The following is a 26,428-nucleotide window of genomic DNA, read 5'->3' on the forward strand; positions in this document are numbered from 1 at the left end:
CAGACTACTCGCGAGACTCGCCGACGGGCGCGAACACGGCGGGCGCGTCGCCATTGCGCACGGCGACGACGACCACGCCCGCGGCGCCGTCGAGGCGGAGGAGGTGGCGGACCTCGCCGCGCACCCGGAACGCGCCGGGCACACTCGCGAACCCGCCACCGGTCCCGCGCAGCAGGGCGCCGACGCCCGACATCTGACGCCCGAGGTCGGGCTTGAGGTCGTCGCGGTTGCCGGCCACCAGCAGGTCCGTGACGCCGTCGCCGTCGGCGTCGAGCGCGAGCGGGGCCGCGAGCGGGGCGAGTTGGGCCTCGAACGGGAGGCGCTGCACGCGCCACGCGCCGCCGTCGTTGACGAGCACGACCGACGCCAGCTCTGCCGCCTCGTACACGTCCGCGCGCTCGAGCTGGGCGGGCGTCAACAGGTCCTCGACCGACTTGCCGACGTACGACGACGGCGTGAGGTACTCGCGCTTGAGGCCGGGGAGTTGGGCCGTCAGCTCGTTGCGCAGCGCGAACGGCAGGCTCCGGCCGCGGTTGGGGACGGAGAGCAGCGGGTCGCTCCGGCCGTTCCCGTCGAAGTCGCCGACGTGGAGGCGGAGCGGCTCGCCGGCACTCGCGACCAGTCGGCTGTTCAGGCCCCAGTTGGCAGCGACGAGGTCGGTGTCGCCGTCGCCGTCGAGGTCGGCGGCGGTGAGGCCCTGCCACAGGCCCGTCGTGCCCGCGATGGGTGTCGGCGAGAACCGGCCGGCGTCGTTCGTCCAGACCGTGATCGTGTCCCACTCGGCGGCCGTCGCGAGGTCGGTGTCGCCGTCGCCGTCGGCGTCGAAAAAGGCGGCGCCCGCGATCATTCCGGCCTCGTCCAGGCCCGGCGCCGTCCCGCGCGTCACGTCCACGAAGCGGGGGGCACCGGGGCGGCCGTCGTTGCGCAAAAGGGCGCTCCGGGGAATCGCGCCGTAGCTGCCCGGCACGAGCCGGGCGCCGACGAAGAGGTCCGTGTCGCCGTCGCCGTCCCAGTCGCCCGCGGCGACCGTGCCGACCGCCTCGGTCGTCGCGGGGACCGACCCGTCGGGCGCAGGCTCGAACCCGCCCGCGCCGTCGCCGAGGTACAAGCGGTCGCGCAAGCGGGGGTCGCCGGGCGGCATCTCCGACCCGCCGGAGCCGACGTACAAGTCGAGGTCGCCGTCGCCGTCGCCGTCGACGAAGGCCGCAGCCACGTCTTCGGAGGCGGCATCGCTTGCGAAGGCCAGCGGCTCGGCCATCGAAAACCGGTCGCCGCGGCGGAGCCAGAGGACGCCCGGCTGCCCGGCCGCGCCGCCCAGGAAGAGGTCGTCGTCGCCGTCGCCGTCCACGTCGCCGACGGCGGCGGCCGGGCCGTCTTGCGAGCGCGGCCACGGCATCAGCAGCTCGCGGTCGTAGTCGACGAAGGCGTTCTCGCGGTGCGCCCACTCGGGCGCGGCGGTCGCCGTCACGTCTTGGAAGAGCGGCTCCGCGAGCGGGACCGCGAGGGGTCGGAACGCCCCGGTCGCCTCGCGCTGGCGCAGGACCAGGCGCCCGGCGGGCACGTCCGCCAGCGCCTGCGTCCGCCCGTCCGGCCAGCGGACGACAACGGAGTCGGCCGCAAGCGCGTCGCCCAGCCCGACGTGGAGCACGGGGTCGACGCTCGACTGGAAGCCGCGCGTCGGAACGGCCTCCCGAATCTGGACCTCTCCCCCACTCCACACGGCCACCTTCGCGCCGATCCCGCCCGTGTTGCCACCCTCGCCCTCCAGCGCAAGCGCCAGCGATCGCCCGCCCCGCTCGGCGGCGTGGTTCAAAAAGAAGCTCGCGGGCTCGTTGACGTTGTTGACGATGAGGTCGAGGTCGCCGTCGCCGTCGAAGTCGCCCGTCGCGGCGCCGTTCGAGAAGCCCTCCTCGCCCAGCCCCCACTCCGGCGCGCGCTCGAACGCGACCGAGTCGCCCCGGCCGACGTTGCGGAAGGCGACGTTCGCGAGCGGCGTCGACGGCATCACCTCCAGCAGTTCCAGAAAGTCGACGCCCTGGCCGGTCGCCATCGCGTTCTGGTTCTGCGTGTCGGCCAGAAACGCGATGTAGTCCTGGTCGGTCACGTCGCGCATCGTGCCGTTCGTCACGAAGAGGTCGGCGCGGGCGTCGAGGTCGAGGTCGGCGAAAATCGCGGCCCAGCTCCAGTCCGTCGCGTCGACGCCGGCGACCGACGCCAGCTCGGAGAACGTGCCGTCGGCATTGTTGCGCTGCAGCGTGTTGCGCATGAACTGGTGGTGGTAGCCGTTCGCCACCTTCGCGCGCTGCAGGTTGTGGCCCTCGTAGCTGCTCGACGCCTTGAGCCGGTCGTCGTCGTCGGGCAGCATGTCGACCACGAACACCTCCGGCCGGCCGTCGCCCGTCAGGTCCGCCATGTCGGCGCCCATCGACGACAGCGCGATCGTCGGCATGGCGTCTTCGAGCACCTCCGCGAACGTGCCGTCGCCGTTGTTGAGGTAGAGGTAGTCGCGCTCGAAAAAGTCGTTCGAGACGTAGATGTCGAGGTCGCCGTCGTCGTCGGTGTCGCCGAGCGTGACGCCCAACCCGAAGGCGATCTCGGAGCCGTAGATGCCCGCCGCCTCGCTGGCGTCGACGAACTGGGGCGCCTCCCCGGGGCCGGCCTCGTTGCGGTACAGCTTGTCGCCGCCGACCGCGTTCCGCTCGTCGCGGATGTTGCGGAGCCCGAACGACGAGACGGGCCGGAATGAGTTGTTGAGGACGTAGAGATCGAGGTCGCCATCCGCGTCGGCGTCGAAAAAGGCGCCGTGCGTCGACGTGCCCTCGTCGGCGACGCCCCACGCGGCGGCCACGTCGCGGAAGCGGGGCACGCCGTCGGGGCCGGGCCCGAGGTTGCGGAACAGCTCGTTCGCGCGCCCCTCGCCGTCCGCCGTGCCCGCGTTCGAGACGTAGAGGTCGAGGAGCCCGTCGCCGTCGACGTCGGCAACCGAGACGCCGGTGCTCCACGACCGCGCGCCGGCCACGCCAGCGGCGTCGGTCACGTCCTCGAAGCGGACCTCGCCGCCGGGCTCGGTGCGGTTGAGGAAGAGCCGGTTGGGCCCGAGGTTGGCCGTCAGGTACACGTCCGGCCGGCCGTCGCCGTCGAGGTCCCCCACGCCGACCCCGCCGCCGTTGAAGAAGTTGCGGTAGGTGAAGACGTTGAGCTCTTGCGTCTCTTCGATCCGGTTCTCGAACACCAGCCCGGTCGCTTGGGGCGCGAGCGACGTGAACAGGGCGTCGCCGCCGGCGCCGTCGGCGCAGCCGCCCAAGGCGAGCGACAACCCGATCAGGGTCGACGACGTCAGCAGGGCGGGGAGGAGTCGACGGGGCAAGCGGGGTGCGAGCATCGGAGGGCGAACGGCGCGGCAGGGCGCGGTCGTGCAGGCCGGGGAAACGGACGAGCGCCCCGCCCTGTGGGGGGCGGGGCGCTCGCGTGTTCGGCGGAGACCGCCGGCCGTCAGGCCTTAGTAGCCCGGGTTCTGCTGGAGGACGCCGTCGGACGCGTCGATCTGCGTCTGCGGGATCGCGAAGAGCACGCGGAACGGCGCGCTCCCGTTCTTGAACGACCAGTCGCCGGTGACGAACTGGTCGAAGCGGATCAGGTCCTGACGACGGCGGGCCTCGTAGGTCAGCTCTAGGAGCCGCTCTTCCAGGATGTCGTCGAGCGAGACGCTCGCGAGGGGGGTCGCCCCGACGCGCGTCCGGATGGCGTTGATGTCGGCGAGGGCGCCCGCCGTGTTGCCGGTACGGAACAGCGCCTCGGCCCGGATCAGGTACATCTCACCGAGGCGGAAGTACGGGTAGTCGTTGTTGCCGTTCGAGCCGACGCGGTCGACGTCGACCGGGAACTTGAGGACGCGGATGCCATCGCCCTCGCCCGCGCCGCCGCCGGCCGGCGTGACGCCGTTCGGGAAGTCGGGCGTGAACACGAGCGGGTCGCCGTTGCGGTCCGTGATCGGCTCGCCGGTGTCGTAGTTGATGGCCTGGCCCTCGGCGAAGATGACGCGACGTGGGTCGGTGTCGAACTTGGCGTAGGTCTCGGCGATCGTCGAGAACCCGTTCCAGCCCCCGCCCGCGAACGAGTTGTAGTGGAGCGCGCGGAACGGGAAGTTGACGCCGTAGCCGTCCTCGTTGAGGTGCTGGACCACGAAGATGTGCTCCGGGTCGTCCTGGTTGGTCGGCGAGAACTGGTCCTGCCACGCGTCGATGCCCTGGTTGAGGCTGTAGGGCCCGCTGATCACGCGGGTCGCGGCGTCGAGGGCGTCCTGGTAGCGGGCGGGGCCGCGCTGCAAGCCGCCGGCCGTCACCGTCCCGCCGAACACCTCGGCGTTGAGGTAGAGGCTGGCCAGGATCGCGTCGGCGGCGCCCTGGGAGAACCGACCGCCGTTGCCGGCGCCGGCGACGGGCAGGTCGCTCCGGATGTCCTCGAACTCGCTGACGACGAACGCGAAGACGGTCGCGCGCGTCTCGGTCTGCGGCGGGTTGTCCGGGTCGACGGAGAACTCGCCCTCCTCGTCGCCGATGAGCGGGATGTTTCCGAAGAGGTCGAGGAGGGTGTAGTAGTAGAACCCGCGCAGGCCGCGGATCTCGGCGATCAGGCCCTCGCGGTTCGGGACGTTCTCGATCGACTCGAGGTCACGGAGCAGGCTGTTCGCCCGGGCGATCCCGGAGTACGACGTGTTCCAGGCGTCGTTGAGGAAGCCCAGTGTCGGCGTCCAGCTGTGCTGGTGGAGCGAGAGCCAGTCGCCGCCGTCGAACCAGTCGTTGCCGCGCGTCGGGACAATCGTCTCGTCGGAGGTGACCTGGCTGAGGTTGTGGTAGGCCCAGAGCGTCCCGCGCAGCTGCGAGTACACGGGCGACAGCGCCGCGATGACCTCGGTGTCGTTCTGGTAGAAGTTCTCGGGGGTCACCGAGCTGAACGGGTCGACCGAGAGGTCGGTGCAGGCGCCGAGTCCGAGGACCGGCACGAGCACGGCCGCCAAGAGAGCGACACGTCCGCGAGTGGAGTTCGTATTCATGGTGTTGGGGGGGTGGGCCGGCACCGAAGACCGCCGGCCTACCTCGTGATGGACGTGTCTAGAGGCCGAGGTTGACGCCGATCGTGAACGTCCGGGCGCGGGGGTACGACAGGTAGTCGACGCCGACGGAAGAGATCCCGGCGACCGACGCGCCGGGCGCGTTGACCTCGGGGTCGATGCCCGTGTAGGGCGTGATCACGAAGAGGTTGTTGCCGGTCACGAAGACACGCGCGTTCCGGACCTGCGGGATGATGCCGCCCAGGCGGTAGTCGAGCGTGAGCTGGTCGAGGCGCAGGAACGAGGCGTCCTCGACGTAGCGCGACGAATAGACGCGCGACGCGGCGATGTCCTCCTCGGCCGGGAAGTCGAGGTCGAGGAAGTTGCGGTTGCCGGCCGAGTTGCGACCGCCATACACGAGGGACGTGTTGTTGAACAGCTCGCGGCCCTGCTCGCCCCGGAAGAAGGCGCGGATGCCGAGGTCGCCGACGGTGCCGTTGAGGCGGATGCCGTAGGTGAAGTCCGGGCGGGGGCTGCCGATCTTGACGCGGTCCGTCCCGTCGTTGGGGGCCGTCGTGGTCCCGACGAGCTCGCGCTCGAGCGGGCCGATGACGCCGTCGCCGTCGAGGTCGACCGGCTCGTAGTCGTTGTAGACCGCGACCCCGTTCTCGAAGGCCCCGGTCCACTCGTAGCCGTAAAAGACCGGGAACTGCTCGCCCGGGGTGAGGAGCAGCGTCTGGACGTTCGACTGGCCCTCGCCCGACACGTTGCCGGTCAGGAGCTGGTTGGCGCCGCCGAGGTCGAGGATCTCGTTCTGGTTGGTGTTGAATGTGAAGCCGAGCGTGAAGCTGGCCGCGTCGTTCTCGAACAGGAGCGCGTCGAGCGCGAGGTCGACGCCCGTGTTGCGGAGCGACCCGACGTTCTGGAGCTGGGTCGAGACGACCGAGGCCAGGATCGGGACCTGCAGGAGCAGGTCGTTGGTCGTGTTCCGGTAGAACTCGACCGAGCCGTAGAGCCGGTCGCTCAGGAGCCGGTAGTCGAGGCCGACCGTGAACTCCTCCTTTTCCTCCCACTGGAGGTCGGGGTTGGCGAGCTGCGTCGGGGCGTAGCCCGGCACGATGACGCCGTTGAGGACGGCCGAGTTGGCCGGGTTGGCGCCGAGCAGCGGCAGGAACAGGTAGTCGCCGATGGCCTGGTTGCCGACGACGCCGTAGCCGGCGCGCAGGCGGAGGTCGGTGACGGCCGTGCCGCCGTCGAAGAACGGCTCCTCGGTGATGCGCCAGGCGCCCGAGACGGCCGGGAAGAGCGCGTACCGGTTGTCCTCAGAAAAGCGCGAGGACCCGTCGTAGCGGAGCGAGCCCGTGAGGTAGTAGCGGTCGGCGTAGTTGACGTTGGTCCGGGTAAAGAACGAGGCCAGCAGGTTCTCGCCGCGGTACGAGAAGGTGCCCGGGCCGGCGGCGTTGCCGTTGACCTGGATGAGCGCGCCCGACTGCAAGAGGTCGTCGGCCGTGACGTCGGTCACGAAGCCCGAGGCCTGGACCGAGGTCTCACTCACGTTGAACGACTGGTACTCGTAGCCGCCCAAGATGTCGAAGTTGGTGTCCTGACCGAGCCGCGAGGCGTACGTCAGGTAGGTCGAGAGCGTGGCCGAGGTCCGCTCCAGCGTCCGCCGGTAGCCGGAGCCGCCGTTCGTGGTGGCGCTGGCGTAGGGCTCGCCGAGCGGGCTGACGCCCGGGATGTACGAGCGGCGCGTGCCGACGGAGCGGTCGCCGCCCAGGTTCAGCGAGGCCGTCAGCCCGTCGATGAGCTCGAGCTCGGCCGAGATGTTGCCGAGCGTCCGGACGGTCCGGGCCGTCTCGTCGATCTGCTCGGCGAGCGCGACCGGGTTGCGGAACGAGCGCTGGTTGGGGACCTCGTAGAACCCGTCGCCCGAGGCGTCCGAGTAGATCGGGGCGACGGGGCGGTACTGCAGGGCGTTCTGGAACAGGCCGCCCTCGAACCCGCCGACGTCGTTGGCCGGGACGAAGTCGTCGTCGGTCAGCGCGGACGTCAGGTTGAGGCCGAGCCGGAGCTTGTTGTCGAACAGCTGGTTGTTGGCGTTGAGCCGCGCCGTCACGCGCTCCAAGCCCGACGAGATCACGATCCCCTGCTGGTCGAGGTAGCTGAGGCTGGCGCGGTACTGCGTCGTCGGGGTGCCCCCGCCGAACGACAGGTTGTGCGACTGCGAGACGGCCGTCCGGAAGATGGCGTCGACAAAGTCGGAGTTGATGGTATTGAAGTCGATCGAGCCGTCGGGGCCCGCGAGCGCGCCGGCTCCGAAGAAGCTGGCGTTCTGGGTCACGAAGGACCGGTACTCGTCGGCCGTGAGCACGTCGTAGTTGTTGCTCGCCGACGAGAACGAGGTCGTCCCCTCGTAGTCCACCGAGACCTGGCCCGAGGCCCCGTTCTTGGTCGTGATCAGGACGACGCCGTTCGCCCCGCGCGAGCCGTAGATGGCCGTCGCCGAGGCGTCCTTCAGCACGGAGATCGACGCGATGTCGTTCGGGTTGATGAGCGTGAGCGGGTTGCGGGCCGGGCCGTTCGAGGCCTCCCCGGCCCCGCCCGGCGTCACGTTGTCGTTCGAGATCGGGATCCCGTCGATGACGTAAAGCGGCTCGTTGGAGGCCGTGATCGACGTGCCGCCACGGATCCGGACGGACACGTTGGCGCCAGGCTCGCCGCCGTTCTCGATCACGTTGACGCCAGCCACGCGGCCCTCCAGGAAGTCGGTCGGCGCCGTCACAAGCCCCTCGTTGGCGTCGTCGATGTCGACCGTCGCGACGGAGGCCGTGACGTCGCCGCGGCGCTGGGTGCCGTAGCCGACCACGACGACGTCGTCCAGGATGTTGGAGTCCTCGGCGAGCGCGACGTCGATGACGGAGCGGCTGCCGACGGTCTCAACGTGCTCGACGTAGCCGAGGAAGCGATAGACGAGCACGGCGTCTGGGCCGTCGACCGCGATCGAGTACTCGCCGTCGATGTTCGTCGCGGCCCCCCGGGTCGTGCCCTGGATGATGACGTTGACGAAGGGGAGGGTGTCGCCCGAGTTGGCGTCGGTCACGGTGCCGGTGACCGTCCGCGACTGGGCGGTGGCATCCGTCGTTCCGAGCGCCAGGAGGGTGGCCAGTCCGAGGAGGGTAGCGATCCGACTCATCTGGATTGTGGTGTGTGAGTGTGTCCGCGCAAGCGCCACGCCCCAGCGTATCGGGGGCCTTCGGAAGCGCTATCGGTCAGAGAAGATGTTAACGGCTCGGCTAGGTCTGTGCAACCGCTTACATCCGCGATTCCAAGCCGAAACGGCATGTTGGAACGGCTGAAACGGCCCCCCGGAGCGCCCCGCCGCACTCGGAAGCGCCTAAAAAAAACCGCTCGTCGGCCCATCCACTCTACGTCGCGAGCTACACGCCGTCGGGCGGCGGGGGGCGTATGGTCGTTATGATGATGACCCCGTTCGCCCCGCGGGCACCGTACATCGCCGTGTCGCTGGCGTTCTTGAGCACGCGGATCGACTCGACGTCGCGAGGGTTCAGTCCGTCGAGCGCGCCGTCGAGGCCGAGGGGGAGCGCGACGCCGTCGACCACGAAAAGCGGGTCGGCGTTGCTGTTGCCGAAGGAGTCGGCGCCCCGAATGCGGATGGCAAAGCTTGAGCCCTGCTGGATGACTTGGACCCCGGCGACCTGCCCCCGGAGCATCGCCTCGATGCGCTGGAGGTCGCGCCGCTCGATGTCGTCGCCCTCGATGACGTCGGGGTCGTCGGCCTCGCGGACCCCGTTGCCGGACCCGCAACCGACGGCGAGGAGGGCAGCGAGGACGAGGGCGACACGCATGGCGACAGCAGGGAGGTTCCATCAATGTAGAGGATCGCCGGTCTCTCCCCAAGGCCCTCCGACGGCCCCTTAGGCGTCCTCGGCGACCCGCTCGGCCCGGCCCGTTCCTTCGTCAAGCCGGAACCGGCCACCTGCCGACAGCCCCTCGACCGCCTCCTCGGGCCCGCCCGGCCACCGGACCGTCGCGCCTTGCACGACGCCGTCGCCCAGACCGATCTCGAGCGCGAGCGTGCCCGCCCCGAAGCTGGCGCCGGTGCCGACGGTCCGCACAAGCGTGCGCGCGGTGCCGTCGGGCCGGCGCACGCGGAGCGCGAGGCGCGCGCCGTGCGCGGCGTGTGCGCGGCCGACGAGGGTAACGGTCAGCCAGCGCCCGCCGTCGGGGCCCTCGAACAGGACGTTGCGGGCGCGGTCGCCCTCGACGGCGCCACCCATCACCTGATAGATGTCCTCGTCGCCGTCGCCGTCGAGGTCGCCGACGGCGATGGCGTGGCCTTTCTGGAGGTGACCCAGGCCGGAGGTGAGCGTGGCGTCTCGGAAGGCTGGCGCGCCTGGGGTCGAGCGGTTGAGGAAGACGCGGTTGGGGATGAGTGAGGCGAGCTCCGGCGCGCCAGTGCCGACGTACAGGTCGAGCCGGCCGTCGCCGTCGAGGTCGCCGACACCCAAGCCCATCCCGAACAAGGGGAGCGCCAAGCCGGCGTCGGCACTGGCATCGCGGAAGGTGCCGTCGCCGCGGTTGAGAAAGAGGCGGGTGGTCTCGGCGGTGGGCGCGAGCCCGAGCGCCTCGCGGGCCGCGTCGGCCGGCGTCTCGAAAAAGTGGGCCACGTCGTAACTGACGGCGACCAAGTCGTCACGCCCGTCGCCGTCGGCGTCGAACCAGGCGACGGGGAAGCTGAAGGTGGGGTCGGCGACGCCCGCCGCGTCGGCGCCTTCGACGAACCGGACGCGCCCGCCTTCGGTGCGGTTGAGGTACAGCTTGTTCGGGCCGCCCAAGACCGACACGTAGAGGTCGGGCCGCCCGTCGCCCTCGACATCGCCAAACGCAGAGCCCTTGACGAACGCCGCGAGCGCGACGCCGGACTCGGCGGAGATGTCGCGGAAGCGGGGGACGCCGTCAGCGTCGGTGCCCTCGTTAAGGAAGAGCTGGGACGGGTGCTCTGCCGAAGTCGCCGTCTCGCCGAGCGCGTCGGGGTAGGCGCCGCCGCTCTCGTTGCCGACGAAGAGGTCCAGGTCGCCGTCGCCGTCGATGTCGGCGAACGCGGCCGTCTGGGTGGGGCGCTCGTCGCCCAGGCCAGCGGCATACGTGACGTCCTCGAACCGCCCCGTCCCGTCGTTGAGCAGGAGCGAGTTGGGCCACGCGCCGACGGCGCCGAACCAGCCGCCGCGCAGAACGAGCACGTCCGCGTCGCCGTCATGGTCGATGTCGCCGTGGATGGTGTTGAGGCCGCCGGTCAGGCCCGTCAGCCCGGCGGCCTCGGTCGCGTCAACAAACTGGCCGCCCCGGTTTTCGAGGTAGCGGATCGGATCCGCCAGCCCGTAGCTGGTGACGAGCAGGTCGGCGTCGCCGTCGCCGTCGAAGTCCTCGGCGGAGACGCCGCCGGAGATGCCGTCGAGGGCGGCGCCGCGCTGGGGGGCCGTGTTGCGCCAGCGCGGCGCGGCGTCGGGCGCGCCGAGCCCAGGCAGGGCGTGCTCGCCGGCGCCGTCGGGGTACGTGCCGAGGGCCTGGTGGGCGACGTTGAACAGCCACTGCGCACGGAGGTCGCCCGGATCGGCCGCCAGCAGGTCTTCGAGCACGTCGGCAGCGCGCTGGGCGCCGTCGGGGTCGGCGTGGACGGCGGCGCCGCGGAAGGGCAACACGCAGACCTCACCCGCGTGGTGGTTGGCGAGGCAGTTGGCCTGCTCGCCGCGCCGGAGGTAGGCCGTCGCCAGCAGGGTGTAGACGGCGTGCGCGAGGGGGCTGGCGGCGATGGCGTCGGGGCCACCGCTGGCGTCGGCGAGGTCGACGAGGTGCCCGATGGCGGCGTCGGTGTCGCCCGCGTTGAGGCGCTCGCGCGCAAGGTCGAAGCGGGCGCGCAAGAGACTCTCGCCGCGGTACTGTCCGGCGGCGGCTTCCAAAAGGTCCGCTCGCGCCGTGTTCAGGATGAAGTACGGCATCGGGCTCGCCTCCGCGGCGGCGACGCGGGCGGCGAGCGTGTCGGCCATGCGGGCGGTGCCGGGGGCGACGGCGCCGGGGCGCTCGCCACAGCCCGCGAGGGCGGCAACGAGAAGGAGCAGGAGGAAACGGACGGTCGGCATCGGGCCCGAACCTAGCGTGGGCGGGAGTGGAGGCGGGCAGCCAGCAGGAGACGGGCGGGCGGGCAGCACCCTCCCCGGCCCGCTCTCGGGGGTGGCAGGACGCCGTGGGCGGAGGGGGGTGGAGGTCTGCGTCCATGTCTCGGGGGTCCAACCTCGTGCCCACGCGGCTCTGGGCCTTGCCGAAGAGATCCGGGTGCCACCCTGCCCAGTCCCCGCCTTTGCCCAAGTCCCCGGCCTTATCGGGGAGGTGCCGGGGCTTGCTCGGCGTGGTCGCAGATGGCGTCTACAGAGGTCGGCACGGGCGGGGACGCCGCCCGCGAGCAGAGAGCTGGTCTGAACCGCCGTGTGGCGCTGCACGGCCGTCACCGGGCCCGGGCGGAGGCACCCCGACCGCTTCTCCCTCCTTAGCGCGCCCACGCCGGAACGAAGCGCGGCGCTGGCGGCCCTCCCTGGAGGAGCACCAAGGAGGTGCCGCAAGGCGGCATGCGTCACACGGACAACAGATTGAGGCCTACAGACAAGCGCAGGGGGCTCCGGTGCCCCACTTTGCGAGCCGGCCCCTGTCACTCCCCGACCCTGAGGGCCAGCCATACCGCTCTCTGACATGACGCGACTGAACCTCCTCGCCCTCCTCACCCTCGCCCTCGCATCCCCGTTGTCGGCCCAGACCGTCCTCGGGACGATCGACCTGCCAGCCGATGCGGGGCCGGATCCGGTCGCGATCGACGAGACGACCAACACGATCTACGTGGGCAACTTCGACGGGACGGTGTCCGTGATCGACGGAGCCACCAATGGGCTGGAGACGATCGCCGTGGGTACGGTCGGTCTACATGGCGCAGGGGTGAACGCTACGACGAACACCCTCTATGTCACAGAGTCGAGCGCAGGGAACGTCGTCGTCATCGATGGATCGGATCGGACCATCGTGACCAGAATCCTCGTCGGCGGCGGCCCACTCGGCGTCGCCGTCAACGAGACGACCAACACGATCTACGTCGCGAACCAAACGGCAGGGGCGGTCACGTTCATCGACGGGTCCGACAACTCGGCCACCTTGCCGACGACCGGTCTGGGATCCCAACAGCCCCTCTCGCTCGCCGTCAACGAGACGACCAACCGCCTCTATGTGGCAGAGCGGGATGGCGAGCTGACCGTCGTCGATGCCACCACGGGCGCAGTCCTCGCCAACCCCGTGGTCGGGGCCAACCCCCAGCGGGTCGCTGTGGACGAGACGACGAACCGGGTCTACGTGTCCGATCGCGGCAATGACGTCGTCGTCGTCGTTGACGGTGCGACCAACCTAGTTCTGGCGACCATCCCCGTCGGCGTCGGCCCGCAGGGCATAGCCGTCGACGCAGGCCGAGGTCTCGTCTACGTCGCGAACGAGGACGATGCCACCGTGTCGGTCATCGACGCCGTTACCGACCAGGTCCTTGCGACCCTCGACGTCGGCACGGGCCCGTTTACGGTGGCCCCCTTTGGTGTCGGTGTCAACGCTGCCACGAACCGGGTCTACGTCGCCAACTTCAGCGGCGACAGCGTCTCGATCATCGGCCCGTTCCAAGCCACCGTGACCGGCGTCGACCTCTTGGTGGACACGACGGCCGACGACCAGCCCTACGACGCCACGACCTCGATGGCGGCGTGCACCGACGGCGAGCTCGACGGCGACTGCACGCTGCGCGAGGCCATCCAGGTCGCGAACGCCAACGACGGCCAGGAGGTACCGAACCTCGACACCATCGGCTTCGAGGTGCTGGACGCGTTCGGCGCCGTCGGGGGCACCGCCACGATCGCGCCCACAAGCGCACTCCCCGGCATCACCGACGACGGCGTCGACATCGACGGATACACGCAGCCGGGGTCGAGCCCGAACACGCTGGCGGTCGGCTCGAACGCGGTGATTCGGGTCCAGCTCGACGGGTCAGGCGCCGGAGAGGCGGGATCGTTCGACAGCCCGATCGGGCTCTCGGTCCAGTCGGTGGCCGACGTCACCATCCGAGGGCTCGCCGTGTACAGCTTCAACGGCAGTGGGATCCGCCTCCAGAACGCCTCGGGCGCGGTCATCGAAGGCAACCACATCGGGACCGACGCCGCAGGGACCCAACGCTTGGGCAACGTCTTCGGGATCACGATCGCTGATTCACCGAACACCCTCGTCGGTACGAACGGCGATGGGCAGAACGACCAGGGCGAGCGCAACGTGCTCTCCGGCAACCGGGGGTCCGGCGTCAGCCCCGTCGGTACCGGGTCGACGGGCTCCGTCATCGCGGGCAACTACATCGGGACCGATGCGAGTGGTACGGCCGCCCTCGGCAACAACAACTTCGGGGTGTTCACGCTCTTCACGGCGGGCATCCTCGTCGGTACGGACGGCGATGGGCAGAACGACGCGGCGGAGCGCAACGTGATCTCGGGGAACTTGAGCAACGGCGTCCGCCTCCAGGACGCTGCGGACATCACCATCGCCGGCAACTACATCGGGACCGACGCGACGGGGACCGTCGAGCTGGGGAACCAGAGCGACGGCATCTTCGCCTTCGCCAACTCGTCGAACCTCCGCGTCGGAACCGACGGGAACGACACCGGGGATGCGGACGAGCGCAACGTGATCTCGGGGAACGAGGGCTCGGGCGTTACGATCGGAGGGACGCCGACCGCGCCGAGCCCGAACGCCATCGTCGCTGGCAACTACATCGGCGTCGGCGCAGACGGGACGAGCGCCCTCGGCAACCGGGACGAGGGCGTCCTCATCAGCGGAGCGCAGAATGCCAGGGTGGGCACCCGCGGGAGCGCCATCGACGCCGAGTCCAACCTGATCGCGTTCAACGCTGGCCAAGGCGTGCTGGTGGGCGTGTCGGGAGGGCAAGATGGAGACGCCTCCATCCTCGGCAACCGCATCTTCAGCAACGGCGGGCTCGGGATCGACCTCGAGGGCGGAACCGAGGACGGATCTGGCGTCACGGAGAACGACGCCGACGACTCGGACAGCGGCCCCAACGACCTCCAGAATTACCCGGTGATCACGGCCGCGACCCCGACCGAGACCGGCGGGGCCGTCGACGTCTCACTCACTTCGGCACAGGGCTCGTACCTCATCGAGATCTTTGCCAGCGACGCAGCCGACGCATCGGGCTTCGGCGAGGGCGCCCGGTTCGTCGGCGCCCGGCTCCTCACGGTCGCTGCCGACGGCGGGACCGCGGTGGGATCCATCGCGACGGAAGGCCTTGACCCCGGCGACATCGTGACGGCGACCGCGACGCCGACCAGCGGAAGCGACTTCGGCGGGACGAGCGAGTTCTCGCGCGCCGTCCGGGTGGCGCCCACCGTGCAGTTCGCCACCCCGGCGTCGGCATCGGCCGAAGAGGGCGACACCGTCGACCTCACGGTCACACTCTCCACGCCGGCACCGACCGGCGGCGTCACCGTCGAGATCGTCCTCGTCGAGGACGAGGACGACGCGACCACGCCCGGCGACTTGGGCGGCTTCACGGCCCAGACCGAGACGGTCACGTTCGCGGCCGGCGAAACCTCCCAGACGGTCCCCCTGACGATCACGGAGGACGGGGCGGCCGAGGGCGTCGAGAGCTTCCTCTTCGACCTCGAGAACGCCACCGGCGCCTTCGTCGCCCAGCCGTCCCGCTTCGACCTCGAGGTCGCCGCCTCCGAGCAGACGGTCACGGTCGCGTTCGCCACCACCGAGTACTCGGCGCGCGAGGGCCAGACGACGACCCTCACCGCGACGCTCACGACCGGCGACGGCGCCCCGCTCGGCGAGAACGCCTCGTTCACTTTCACCCAGGTCGACGGCTCGGCCGACAACGACGACTTCGCCCCGTCGACAGCCGGCACCGCCCCCTTCGACGGCGACTTCCCCGAGACGCTGACGGCACTCGCCGGCACGCCGAGCGGCACCGACTTCCAGGTCGCCGTCGCTCTCGAAGACGACGGCGTCGTCGAAGGCGACGAGATCGCCACGCTCGAGGTCACCAGCCCCGACGCGACGATCATCGACGGCGACATCACGTTGACCATCGAGGACGCGCCGGCCATCCAGTTCGCAGCAGAGGCGTACGTCGCCGAGGAGGGCGACACGGTCGAGCTCCGCGTCACGCTCTCTGAGGCCGCCGCCGGCACCGAGGCCGTCGACGTCGTGTTCGCCGACGGGGACCCGACGAGCGCGGACTCCGACGACCTCGACGGCTTCACGTCCACGACGATCGACTTCGACGAAGGCGACCTCGAGGCCGTCGTCACGATCGCCGTCCCACGCGACGGCCGGACCGAGGGCGACGAGGCGTTCACGTTCGAACTCCAGAACCTCGTGGGCCTGGGCCTGGGCACCCCCTCCGAGACCGTCCTGACGGTCGCGCTCTCGATTGCGACCGTCGCCCTCGAGATCTCCGCCTACAACGCCGAGGAAGGCGATGCCGTCGAGGTCGAGGTCACCCTCAGCGACGCGGCCGTCGGCGGGGAGGCCGTCGAGATCGCGCTCACCGACACGTCCGGGCCCGGCGCCACCTCGGAGGACCTGGGTGGGTTCACGTCGGCGACGGTCACCTTTGCCGACGGCGCGATGTCGGCCACGGTCGTGGTCCCGATCACGCGTGACGGCATCGCGGAGGGCACCGAGACGTTTACGCTTTCCCTCGGGGACGCCGACGGCTTGGATGTCTCCGTCGAGGACGAGACGACGATCACCGTCGCCCCCTCGAAAGCCGCCGTCCAGTTCGCCGATGCGGCATTCATGGTCGCCGAGGGCGCCACGGCGACGCTCACCCTGACGCTGGGGTCACCGGCCGGCGGCGGCGAGACCGTCGAGGTCGTGCTCGTCGCCACCTCTCCCGACGGCGCCGACGCCGACGATGTCGGAGGGTTCGAGACGCAGACGGTCACGTTCGCCACGGGCGACTTGACTGCCGCCATTGCGATCGCGATCACTGACGACGGCCGGACCGAGGGCGCGGAGGCGTTCACGTTCGAGATTCAGAACGCGACCGGCCTCGAGGTCGGCACGCCGGCGCAGACGGTCGTCACGGTCGATCCATCTGCGACCTCCATCTCGTTCTCAGCCGGCGATCTGACGGCGACCGAGGGCGTCGACACTGTCGAGCTTGACGTCGAGTTCGGCGAAGCGCTCGCCGAGGGCGGCTCGTTTGACATCGTGCTCGCCGGCTCGGCCCCGGACGGCGCCGGCCCCGACGACCTCGACGGGTTCGAGGCTGTCACCGTCGAGGTCCAAGCCGGAGCGACCTCGGTGACCGTCGAGATCCCCGTCACCGACGACGCCCTTGCGGAGGGCCCGGAGACGTTCGAGTTCGAGATCCAGAACGCCACCGGTGGCGACGGGGAGGGCCTGGCCCTGGACCGCGCGCGGCTCACCCTCACGATCACCGACAACGACAACCCTGTGGCCAACGAGGCCGACGTCGAGGAGTCATCGGTTGGCCTCGCGTACCCCAACCCGACGACCGGCTCAGCCTGGCTGGAGGTCGCGGTCGACGTTCCGCAGCGCGTCCGCGTGGAGGTTCTCGACGCCGTCGGCCGCGTCGTGGGGGTCCCGTTCGAGGGCCGCGTGTCGGGCGTGGAGCGTATCGAGGTCGGCGGCCGGTTGGCGCCGGGCACGTACGTGGTGCGGATCGTCGGCGAGACGGTGTCTGGCACGCGCAAGCTCACCGTTGCTCGGTAGTCGGTGCGCCGCCGCCCCGAGGCCGTCGAGCCTTGGGGCGGCGCCCGCGTGGCTTGCGTGATCGGACCGACGCCCAGCCGGGAAGGGCGCGCGTACGATGATCGAGCGGTGCTGCGACGCGGTCGGCGGGGAAGGCAGGCTGGATCGACCAACGCACCTGTGGGTCTGCCAGCGGGCGGCGCGAGCCTGGGCCTTGGGCGTCCCCTGCGACTCACCATCGTCAGGGGGCATGGCTATCGTGGCCGTACGCCTCCCTCGACTCGCCGTGGCCGCTCCTCCGCCCGACCTCTTGCCCCCCTTCCCCGGCGTCTCCAACGAGGGACTGGCGTTCCTGCGCGCCCTGCGCGAGCACAACGACCGCGAGTGGTTCAAGCCACGCAAGGCGACCTACGACGACGAGTTGCTGGCGCCGCTGCGGATGCTGGTGGCCGACCTCAGCCGGCGGCTGCCAGAGGCGGGGATCCCGCTCTCGGCGGACCCGCGCAAGGGCGTCTTCCGGATCTACCGCGACACGCGGTTTGGGAAAGACAAGACGCCGTACAAGACGCACATCGCCGCGTCGTTGGGGCGGAACGGTGACAAGAAGGCGCCGGGCGTGCTCTACGTCCACATCGAACCGGGTGGGTCGCTGGTCGGCGGCGGGTTCTGGCAGCCCGAGTCGCCCTTCCTGCGGCGCTGGCGCGAGCGGATGGTGGCCGAGCCGCAGGCGTGGCTCGACGTGGTCGAGGCGGTCCGCGCGAGCGGCCTGCGGTTCCAGGCGACGGGCCCCAACCTGCTGAAGCGGTTGCCGCGCGGGTTCGAGTCGTTTGCCGACTCGCCCGTCGCCGAGTTCCTACGCTGGAAGGCCGGCTTCGTGGCCTTCCGCGACGACGTGCCGGACGCGGCGGTGCAGTCGCCCGGATTCACCGACCTCGCCGTCGAGACCGCCGAGGCGCTCCGGCCGCTCCTGGACTACGGCTGGGCCGTCGCCGACGGCCGCTGAGCCCCCCCCGGCCCGGCGAGCGCCCGCCCGGCGCAGAGGGCACATCGGGCCCGGGCGTCTCGGGACGGGAAGCGCCCTCCCATTCGGAACGCCACAAGCCGTGCCTGAAACCCTCGGCCTCGGCAGCCGTCTCGGCCAGACCGCTCTCGCCGGACCCATGCGCCTGCCCCTCGCCCTCGTCGTCGTCATGGTTGGAGCGTGTGTGCCTCTCGAAGGTGTGGCCCAGCCGGACTGCTCGAGTGCCCTCGCCGCCTTCGAGGGGGCGTTCGGCGCGGGCGGACCGGCGAGCGACGACGTGGTCACGTTCGTCGAGCGGCGGGGCACGCTCCTCATGGACCCGGTCCTCTGGAGCGGGCCGATGGTCTTGCGCCCCGTCGAGGCCGATTCGTTCGTCGTCGCGGCCCACCCCCGGTTCGGGGCCGCGTTCGTCCGGGATGCGGACGGGTGCGTGACCGGCGCTCGCGTGCACGGCTTGACGGACGACATCGACTACGGCCGCCTCGGGGACGCCCCTCCGCGGGCGGTCCAACTCCTCGTCGGCGGCCATCCGATGGAGGCGGCCCGCGCCTACGCGGCCGACCCGGCCCGCCCAGAGGCGGCCGTGGGGGCCGCTCGGCAGTGGCTCCGCAGCGCCCCGACGCGGGCGGCCGAGACCGCCGCGTTCCTCGCCGAGCTCGTCCGGCTCGTCCCCGAGGCGGCGTCCGCCCATGCGGCCCTCGGCGACGCTCTCGTCGCCGCCGGGGACCGAGCCGGCGCCCAGCGCGCCTACGAGCAGGCCCTCGCGCTCGACCCCGCCCACGAGGGGGCCCTCGTGGCCCTCGTCCGCTTGGGCGGGCGGGAGCCCTCTACCGACGAGGGGTGGACGCTGCCGTTCGCCCTCGCCGACCTCTTTCAAGCGCCCCGCCCGGACGAGGTGGCCGCCGTCCGAGCCGAGTGGGCCCGGCGCGACCTCTCGGCCCGAGGCGTCGAGGTCGTCCTCCGGCGTCAGATCGATCTGGGCGGCGTCCCGGCCGAGGCCCGCGTCGTCGCGCACGACGTCCACGGCCAGCGCCACCTCGGGGTCGTCATCGTGCCGGACGGCGCGACGGGGCCGCTCCCGGTCCTCGTCGAGGCCAAGGGCGTCTCGCCGAGCTTCCCCCCGCTCGAGGTCCCGGGCGGCCTGACGAGCCCCGGGTTTATGGGCGCCGAGCGGGGCCAGGTGATCTATGTGGCGCCCGGCTACCGGGGCGAGCGGGTCGTGATCGGGGCCGACACGGTGGCGTCCGAGGGCGACCGCTCCGACGCCTGGGACGGCGCCACCGACGACGCGATCGCGTTCCTCCACGCGGCCCTCGCCGCCACGCCTGAGGCCGACGCCTCGCGCGTCTGCGTGTACGGCCGGAGCCGGGGCGGAGCCGTCGCCTTGCTGACCGGCATCCGGGAGCCGCAGGTGGATTGCGTGGTCTCGTGGGCCGCTCCGACCGACTGGTTCTCGCGGATGGACCTGAGCGGGTGGACCCAGGCTGAGCTCGTCGCCGACGGCTTGCGCAACCGGGCGGCCCCAGGCGAGACGGGCGGCCAGTTCATCGATTACTTCCTGAGCCGCGCGCGCGACCAAGGCCGCACCCTCGCCGCGACCCGACGACACCTCATCGCCAGTTCCGCGCTCTACCACGCCGATCTCCTGCCGCTCGCCCAGGTCCACTGGGGCATTGAGGACTCGATCGTCCCCATCGTCAACGGGCGGGACTTCGTCGCCCGCTACGAGGGCGAGCGCGACCCGGGCGCGTGCCTCGACGTGCAGTTCCACCCGAGGGCGGGCCACGACCAGGACCGTCAGATCGCGCCCATCGAGAGCCGTGCCTTCATCCTTCGCGCGTTCGGTCTCGCACCGGAGGCGGTCGCCGCATGCCGGCCCGAGTGACGCGGTCTCGCCGACGGACGCCGCCCGCCTCGGCGACGGCACCCGGGCGGGCGGGCTCGCTAGAACGCCATCAGCGCGTAGCCGCGGAGTTGATACGTGGACACGACCGCCAGCGCCGAGGTCGCGACCGTCACCTCGTCCGCCACCTCCGCCGTCGCGTAGCCGTGGCCCGTCAGCGCGTTGCCGCAGACGAACACCTCGACGCCCAGCTCGCGGAGCCGCCGGACGAGCCCGAGCGCCGGGTTGTCGCCACCGACGTGCGCACGGTGCGCGGCGTCGCCGAGGGCAGCGGCCGTGGCGGGGCCGTGGAGGACGGCGACGATCTCCATCCGCTCCGGCGTCATGCCGTAGAGCGCGAACGAGTTGAGGGTCCGGGCGACCTGGATGAGACCGAGCGGCGCCTTCCCCTCGGCTCCGCCCTCGATCACGTCGAACACCAACCGGTACGTCAGCGACGTGTCGGGCGGGACGGCTGCGCCGGGAAGGTGGACCGACGGGCCGACGCCCTCGACGACGGGCGTGTGCCAGTCGGGAAGGTCGGCCTGGGCGGCGGCGGGAAGGGCCATGGCGGCGACGAGGAGAGCGAAAAGGAGGCGAACCATGATGATGTGTGGTGGGGGGAGGAGATACGCGGGGCGTGGGCGGGCGTTCGGGCTAGCGGTCGCCACGGGGCACGGCCATCGGGTCGGATGGAAGCGCCACCACGACGCGCTCGGGGCCATCCGGACCGTCGACGAAGCGGACGGCTGGGCCGGCGGGCTCCGTCCCCTGCACGATCACGAGTGTGCCCGGCGCCGTCGGCCGGCCGCCGAGGGCGCCGGGCCCCGCCGTCGTCTGCCAGCCGTCGGACCAGGCGTAGAGCCACTCGGCGTCGGACGTTACCATCCGCACGCAGCCGTGGCCTTGCGGCGGGCCCGTCGGGACGACGTCGTACTGGTGGAGGTGGATGCCGCGCGCGGCGTGGATGTTCATGACGTAGCGCATCAGCCAGCGCTCGCCGGGCGGGGCCTCCGACGAGTAGCGCTCGAGTGTCCGCCAGTTCATCGAAAAGCGGCCCGACGGCGTGGGCGTCTCGGCGGCGCCGGTCGAGGCCGGGCCCCAGCGCGCGAGCCGGCCCCGGTCGTAGGCCGCCCACGTCTGGGTCGTCTTGTCGACGACGACGGCCTTCTCGATCTCGGCGGCGCCGGGCCACGTCCGCGGGTACGGGGCGTACGCGATCGGCGACAGGTCGAAGTCGGCGGGCCGGGCGGGGAGCACGAGCGTGTCGCCGATCCGGAGGTCCCCGATCCGCGGGGCGCCGAGGAGTTGACCGAGGCGGAGGCGGTCGCGGCCGAGCGCGGCGTCGCCCTCGCCAACCTGCTCGTAGAGGGCGTGACGCGCCAACAGCGAGTTGCCCGACGGGTGCTCCACGCGGTAGGTCGCGTAGCGGACGGGCGTGTCGGGGAGCCGGGCCTGGCGCTCGAGGATGGCCCCGAGCACGGACTGGTCGTAGGTCTGGGCCGCGGCCGTGGGGACGGCGAGCGCCGCCAGCAGGGCGAGGCCCCAGACGAAGCGGGAGGTCGGGTGCATGGGTCTAAACACGGGCGAGGGCGGAGCGAAGGAAGGCGGCAAAGTCCTCGGGCGTGGCCATCCCCGACCACACCCCGACGACCTCGCCAGAGGGCGAGAGGACGGCGTACGTCGGCATGGCCACGGTCCCGGTGAGCATCTGCTGGATCTCTTGGAAGGCCGGGCCGAGCGGGCGGCCGTCGGTGAACAGCTTGGCGCGGACCATCTCGTCTGCCAGGAGGGGCGCGACCTCGGGGGCCGGGAAGACCGACGCCTCCATCGCCCGGCAGTTCGTGCAGGTGTAGCCGGTAAAGTCGACGAAGAGCGGCGTGTCGGTCGCGGCGGCCTCGGCGCGCGCGGCGTCGAGGTCGTCGGTGTGCCAGGCCAGCTCGCCGTCCGCCGCCGGGCCGTCGGCGGGCGCGGTCCGCGGGGGGAGAAAGGCGTCGGCGAGCGGCACGGCGGCGCCGCCCAGGCCGGGCGCGAGCACCAAGACGGCGGCCAGGGCGACGGTTGCGCCGAGCAACCGGCCCGCACCGATGGAGGCGGGCGGGGCGTCGGGCCCGACCCGGAGCCGGCCGAGGAGGAACCCCACGGCAAGCAGCGCGACGGCCATCGTGAGCGCCACCACGACGGGCCGCGTCAACACGCCGACGCCCCAGACGAGGTCGGCGTTCGACAGAAACTTCAGTGCGGCGGCCAGCTCCACGAACCCCAGCGTCCCCTTGACGGTCGCCATCCAGCCGCCCGACCGGGGGAGCCGCGCCGCCAGCCCCGGCGCCGCGGCCAGGACGACGAACGGCGTCGCGAAGGCGGCCGAGAACGCGGCCATCCCGAGCAGCGGGCGCGCCCACCCGCCCGGCGCCCCGCTGCCGGCGGCCGTCGCGAGGAGCCCGCCCACGAACGGGGCCGTGCACGAGAACGAGACGACGGCGAGCGCGAGCGCCGCCAGCAGCGTGCCCATCACGCCCGTCCGCTTCCGGGAGGCGCCGTCGACAGCCGTCGCCCACCGCGCCGGCAGCCGCAACTCGACGAGCCCCAAGAGCGAGAGCGCGAACACGACAAAGGCCGCCCCGAGCGCGAGGTTGACCCACGGGTTGGCGGCGACCTGCTGCGCGCCCGCCGCGCCCAGCGCCACGGACGCCGCGGCCCCCAGCGCCGTGAACACGGCGACGACGGCCAACCCAAACCCCAGCGCCCGCCCGACCGCGCCGCCCCGCGACCCCGCCCCGTGCGAGAACGCCCCGACGGTCAGCGGGACGAGCGGAAACACGCACGGCGTCAGCAGCGCCGCCAGCCCGGCGCCTACGGCGAGCAGGAGGAACCCCGCGAGCCCCTCCCCCGCCCCACCCCGAACGGGCGGCGCGGCAACCGCGGCAGTCGCCGAGTCATCGTCGTCCGAGATGTCGACGGGGACGAGCGCGAGGTCGGCCTCGGTGGTGTCCGCCGGGACGGGCCCCTCCGCCAGCGGCGCCTCTGCGAGAGGCCCCTCGGTCGATGGAGGGGCGGGCGCCGGAGTCGCGACGGCGAGCTGGAGCGGGAGCGTCCGCGTCCGCGGCGGGAGGCAGATCTGGTCGTCGCACACCCCGAACGTGACGTCGACCGACGCCCGGTGCTCGCCTGCGCCGACCGCGCCCGACGCGAGGACGGCGAGCTCGACGGACGCCTCACCCTCGAACCACCGCACGGGCTCGCCGAGCGCCTGGTCGATGGCGTCGATCGGCGGGGACTGGCGGAGGCCGTCGACGCGGACGCCCGCCGGGAGCGCGGCCTCGACCCGGAGCGGGAGCCCGGTCGGCGAGTCGAGCGCGTAGACGTGCCAGCCGTCAGCGATGGTGACGCCCAAGCGGACGGAGGCGGCCTCGCCCGGCGTGAGAGCGATGGGATCAGAGGGGCCGGTCCAGACCACGAGTTCGTCGGGGTCGGGCGGCGGGGCGCCGCCGAAGAAGGCGGGCTGGGCGTCGGACGGAGCCGCGAACGCGGCGACGACGACGAGGAGGGAGAGGAGGGATCGCATGGGTTAGCGCTCGGCGACGAGCGTGCGGAGGGCGGACCGGAGCGCGGGCTCGACCAGGAGCCCCTCGTGGCGCATCCGGACGCGGCCGCTCCGGTCGATGACGAAGGTGGTGGGGAGCACGGCCGTCGGCGGCGCGGCCCCGGCCGTCGGCGGGCCGACCAAGAGCGGGTACTCCACGCCGTACCGAGCGGCAAAGGCGCGGACGTCGGCGGGGTCCTCGTCTTGCGAGAGCCCGAGAAACTGGACATCGCCCGCGAACTCCTCTTGGAGGTCGACGAACCCGGGCGTCTCGACGACGCACGGCGGGCACCACGTGGCCCACACGTTGAGCACGACGACCTGGCCGTCGTAGTCGGCCGGCCCGACCGCGCGCCCGTCGAGGGCGCGGTACGTCAGGACCGGGGCGGGCCCCAGATCGGGGAGGTCGAGGTCGGGGACCAGGCGGCGGAACGCGACGACGGCCAAGACGAGGATGGCCCCCCACTGGAGGGCCACCCACGCCCGCCGTCGCCACGTCGCGGCGTCGGGGCGGGCGTCGCGGCTCACGATCCCGACCCGTCGAGGAGCGGCCGGACGAGCGGCTCGAGCTGATCGCGCAGGATCATCCCCGGGATGTAGTGAGCGACGTTGCCCTCGCGGTCGATCACGAAGGTCGTCGGGAGTGAGACGGTCGGGCCATAGAGTCCCTCCACGGTCCCGTCGTCGACGGCGACGGCGTAGTTGATCGCCATCTCGTCGGCGAACGGGCCGACGGCGTCCCAGCCGCCCTCGTCGAGCGCGACGCCGACGACCGTCAGGCCCTCATCGCCCAGCTCGTCCTGGAGCTCGATAAAGTCGGGGATCTCGTGGCGGCACGGTGGGCACCACGTGGCCCACAGGTTGAGCACGACGACCTCGCCGCGATGCTCGGACAACCGGAACGTCTCGCCCGAGCGCGTGGCGATCGCGAAGTCCGGGGCCGGGATCGGGTCCGGGTCGGGCGACGGGCCCTCGGGGCCGGACGGAGGGAGGTCGGGGGCCTGGGCGGAGGTCGCCTGAGCGGGCGCCGGGGAGGGGGAGCTGGCGGCGGCGACGCCAACGATGACGAGGAGGAGGACGGCGGCGATAGCCGACGCCTTGATGAGAAATCGGTCCATGGGTACTGCGGGGAATGGTCGAGACGGGAAACACGAGCCGCCGACCGCGAGCGCGGCCGGCGTCGGTCCGTCTAGACCCGCAGGACGATCGTCCGGAGCGCGGCGAGCGATCCGGAGGGCGGACCCCGCGGCCCGTCCAGGAGGGCGACCGGGGCGGCCGGCGGGAGCGGGAGCGCCGCGGCCAGCGCCGGGAGCGCGGCGGGCGCCGGGGCCCGGAGGTCGGGCGCGGCGACGAGCGGGGCCGGGTGCGCCTCGGGGACGACCACGCACGCAATGGCGACGCCGTCGTCGGCCGTGAGCCCCGGGACCGCCCCCTTTTTCGGGCACGGCCGCTCGCCCCACGAGGTCGTCACGCCCGCGTCCGAGGCGCACACCACCAGCCCGGCCAGCGCCGGGAGCGCCACCATGGGCACGAGCAAGGCCGCCAGCAGGCGGACCGCTCGGGTGAATCGGGGGGACGAGGAGCTCACGGAGCAAAGCTAGGGCGCGGAGTCCGTCGGCTCGCGGAGGGTTCGGCGAAGGCGACGGGCGGGAGGGGCTCCCGGCCGCCCCTAACGCCAAGCCCCAGCCCATAGTGCCCGCCTCGGGGGGCCGGCGGGGGACCGAGGCGGGGCCGACGCAGCGTCAACTCATTGTGTCAGGTCGGCGAGTGGTACGTGTTGCGTGTTGGCTGCGCCCGCCCTTCGGGGTGCGTCGCCGGGCGGCTGGTACACGCAACACGAAACACGTACCAGATCCTGCCCACGCCCCACGGCTCTACGACGCCGTCTTCCGGTAGCGGAGCAGCGCCAGCGGCAGCACGACGGCCGCGAACGCCGCCATCGCCAGCACCGACGGCCACACCTCGGCCGCCCCGGCCCCCTTCATCAGCACGCCCCGGAGCACGTCCACGAAGTGCTTGATGGGGTTGCCCGCCGCAACCGCCTGCGCCCAGCCGGGCATCGACTGGGCCGGGGTGAAGATGCCCCCCAGGAAGAGCATCGTCACCAGCACGAAGAAGGTCACGAACATGGCCTGCTGCTGCGTCGCGACGGCCGTTGAGATGAGCAGCCCCAGGCTGAGCGCGGCCACTAGGTACACACCGCCCGCGGCGTACACCCAGCCGACGCTCCCCAGGAACGGGGTTCCGAACGCGTAGCGGATGATGACCAGCCCGATCGTCAGCTCGATGAGGCCCAGGAGCCAGAACGGGATCAGCTTGCCCAGGATGAACTGGCTTCTGGTGATGGGCGTCACGTTGAGCTGCTCGAGCGTCCCGATCTCGCGCTCGCGGGCGATGTTCTGCGCCGTCAGCAGGATGCCGACGAGCGTCACGAGCGACGCCAGCAGCCCGATGGCCATGTAGCCGAGGTACTCGCCCTCGGGGTTGTAGAGCGTCCGCGTCTGGACCGTCACCCCCGGCGGCGGACGCGCGCGCACCGGCCGCCCTCCGATCGAGGCGGACGCTCTCGCCGCCGCCGCGACAACTCCAGCCGCCTGTGCCGATTGCGCCTCGGCTTGGGCGAACCGCCCGACGATCTGGCTCGCGTACGCCTGCACGACGCCCGCCGACGCCCCGTCCTCGGCGTTCATCACCAACTGCACCTCGGGCGACGCGCGGCGCTGGAGGTCGCGCTCGAAGCCGGCCGGGATCCGCAGCACCACGCTGGCCTCCCGCGTCAGCAGCGCCTCGTCCGCCCGGTCGCCCGACGCTGTCACGACGGTCACGGCGAACCGGCCGGACGCCGTGAACCCTTCCACGAGCCGCTCGGACGCCGCGCTCCGGTCGAGGTCGACGAGCGCGAGGTCGGCCGTCGCCACCTCGAAGGTCATCGCCTGCGCCACGATCAGCAGCTGCACGATCGGCGGCACGAAGATCTGGACCAGCATGATCCGGTCCCGCAGCACCTGGCGGATCTCCTTCCGAATGATGAAGAGGATGGTTCTCAAGGGGACTTGGGGACTA

Annotated in this window: 15 protein-coding genes; 3 read left to right on the top strand and 12 right to left on the bottom strand. The window is 71.9% G+C overall.

What is annotated here, in order from left to right:
* Window positions 1-4: 4 nt before the first annotated feature.
* The 5 genes from ACLII4_RS01560 to ACLII4_RS01580 all read right to left on the bottom strand — a co-directional run bounded on the left by ACLII4_RS01560 (window position 5) and on the right by ACLII4_RS01580 (window position 11,208).
* Window positions 5-3,367, bottom strand: coding sequence for a CRTAC1 family protein (locus ACLII4_RS01560; RefSeq protein WP_412069137.1), 3,363 nt, complete (start codon window positions 3,365-3,367; stop codon window positions 5-7).
* 132 nt (window positions 3,368-3,499) lie between these two features.
* A complete protein-coding gene (locus ACLII4_RS01565; protein WP_412069138.1) occupies window positions 3,500-5,053 on the bottom strand; it encodes a RagB/SusD family nutrient uptake outer membrane protein in 1,554 nt (517 codons plus the stop codon).
* A gap of 58 nt (window positions 5,054-5,111) precedes the next feature.
* The gene (locus tag ACLII4_RS01570) at window positions 5,112-8,243 is read right to left on the bottom strand and encodes a SusC/RagA family TonB-linked outer membrane protein (protein WP_412069139.1); all 3,132 of its coding nucleotides are present in this window, start codon (window positions 8,241-8,243) and stop codon (window positions 5,112-5,114) included.
* A 244-nt stretch (window positions 8,244-8,487) separates the two neighbouring features.
* Window positions 8,488-8,916, bottom strand: coding sequence for a TonB-dependent receptor plug domain-containing protein (locus ACLII4_RS01575; protein WP_412069140.1), 429 nt, complete (start codon window positions 8,914-8,916; stop codon window positions 8,488-8,490).
* Between the two features lie 69 nt (window positions 8,917-8,985).
* Window positions 8,986-11,208: an FG-GAP-like repeat-containing protein gene (locus tag ACLII4_RS01580; protein WP_412069141.1), complete on the bottom strand. Its 2,223-nt coding sequence runs from the start codon at window positions 11,206-11,208 to the stop codon at window positions 8,986-8,988.
* A 604-nt stretch (window positions 11,209-11,812) separates the two neighbouring features.
* On the opposite strand from ACLII4_RS01580, the gene ACLII4_RS01585 reads away from it, so the two are divergent.
* From ACLII4_RS01585 to ACLII4_RS01595, 3 genes are all read left to right on the top strand, one after another.
* Entirely contained in the window at window positions 11,813-16,900 is a 5,088-nt protein-coding gene (locus tag ACLII4_RS01585) for a Calx-beta domain-containing protein (protein WP_412069142.1), read from the top strand.
* Between the two features lie 265 nt (window positions 16,901-17,165).
* A complete protein-coding gene (locus ACLII4_RS01590) occupies window positions 17,166-17,882 on the top strand; it encodes a DUF2461 domain-containing protein (protein WP_412069143.1) in 717 nt (238 codons plus the stop codon).
* Between the two features lie 157 nt (window positions 17,883-18,039).
* Entirely contained in the window at window positions 18,040-19,785 is a 1,746-nt protein-coding gene (locus ACLII4_RS01595) for a hypothetical protein (protein ID WP_412069144.1), read from the top strand.
* 59 nt (window positions 19,786-19,844) lie between these two features.
* On the opposite strand, the gene ACLII4_RS01600 is transcribed toward ACLII4_RS01595, so the two are convergent.
* The 7 genes from ACLII4_RS01600 to ACLII4_RS01630 all read right to left on the bottom strand — a co-directional run bounded on the left by ACLII4_RS01600 (window position 19,845) and on the right by ACLII4_RS01630 (window position 26,412).
* Complete coding sequence (locus tag ACLII4_RS01600) at window positions 19,845-20,387, bottom strand: DsrE family protein (protein WP_412069145.1); 543 nt, start codon at window positions 20,385-20,387, stop codon at window positions 19,845-19,847.
* A 52-nt stretch (window positions 20,388-20,439) separates the two neighbouring features.
* Window positions 20,440-21,354 (bottom strand): L,D-transpeptidase, encoded by a 915-nt coding sequence (locus ACLII4_RS01605; RefSeq protein WP_412069146.1) that lies wholly within the window; start codon window positions 21,352-21,354, stop codon window positions 20,440-20,442.
* A 4-nt stretch (window positions 21,355-21,358) separates the two neighbouring features.
* Window positions 21,359-23,347, bottom strand: a complete 1,989-nt coding sequence (locus ACLII4_RS01610; RefSeq protein ID WP_412069147.1) for a cytochrome c biogenesis protein CcdA — start codon at window positions 23,345-23,347, stop codon at window positions 21,359-21,361.
* A gap of 3 nt (window positions 23,348-23,350) precedes the next feature.
* A complete protein-coding gene (locus ACLII4_RS01615; protein ID WP_412069148.1) occupies window positions 23,351-23,893 on the bottom strand; it encodes a TlpA family protein disulfide reductase in 543 nt (180 codons plus the stop codon).
* The gene (locus tag ACLII4_RS01620) at window positions 23,890-24,483 is read right to left on the bottom strand and encodes a TlpA disulfide reductase family protein (protein WP_412069149.1); all 594 of its coding nucleotides are present in this window, start codon (window positions 24,481-24,483) and stop codon (window positions 23,890-23,892) included. Before ACLII4_RS01620 ends, ACLII4_RS01615 begins: the two co-directional genes overlap by 4 nt.
* 71 nt (window positions 24,484-24,554) lie before the next feature.
* On the bottom strand, window positions 24,555-24,953 hold the full coding sequence (locus ACLII4_RS01625) for a hypothetical protein (protein WP_412069150.1): 399 nt from the start codon (window positions 24,951-24,953) through the stop codon (window positions 24,555-24,557).
* A 286-nt stretch (window positions 24,954-25,239) separates the two neighbouring features.
* Entirely contained in the window at window positions 25,240-26,412 is a 1,173-nt protein-coding gene (locus ACLII4_RS01630; RefSeq protein WP_412069151.1) for an ABC transporter permease, read from the bottom strand.
* Window positions 26,413-26,428 lie beyond the last annotated feature (16 nt).

The sequence above is a fragment of the Rubrivirga aquatilis genome (assembly GCF_046845665.1).
Taxonomy (GTDB): domain Bacteria; phylum Bacteroidota; class Rhodothermia; order Rhodothermales; family Rubricoccaceae; genus Rubrivirga.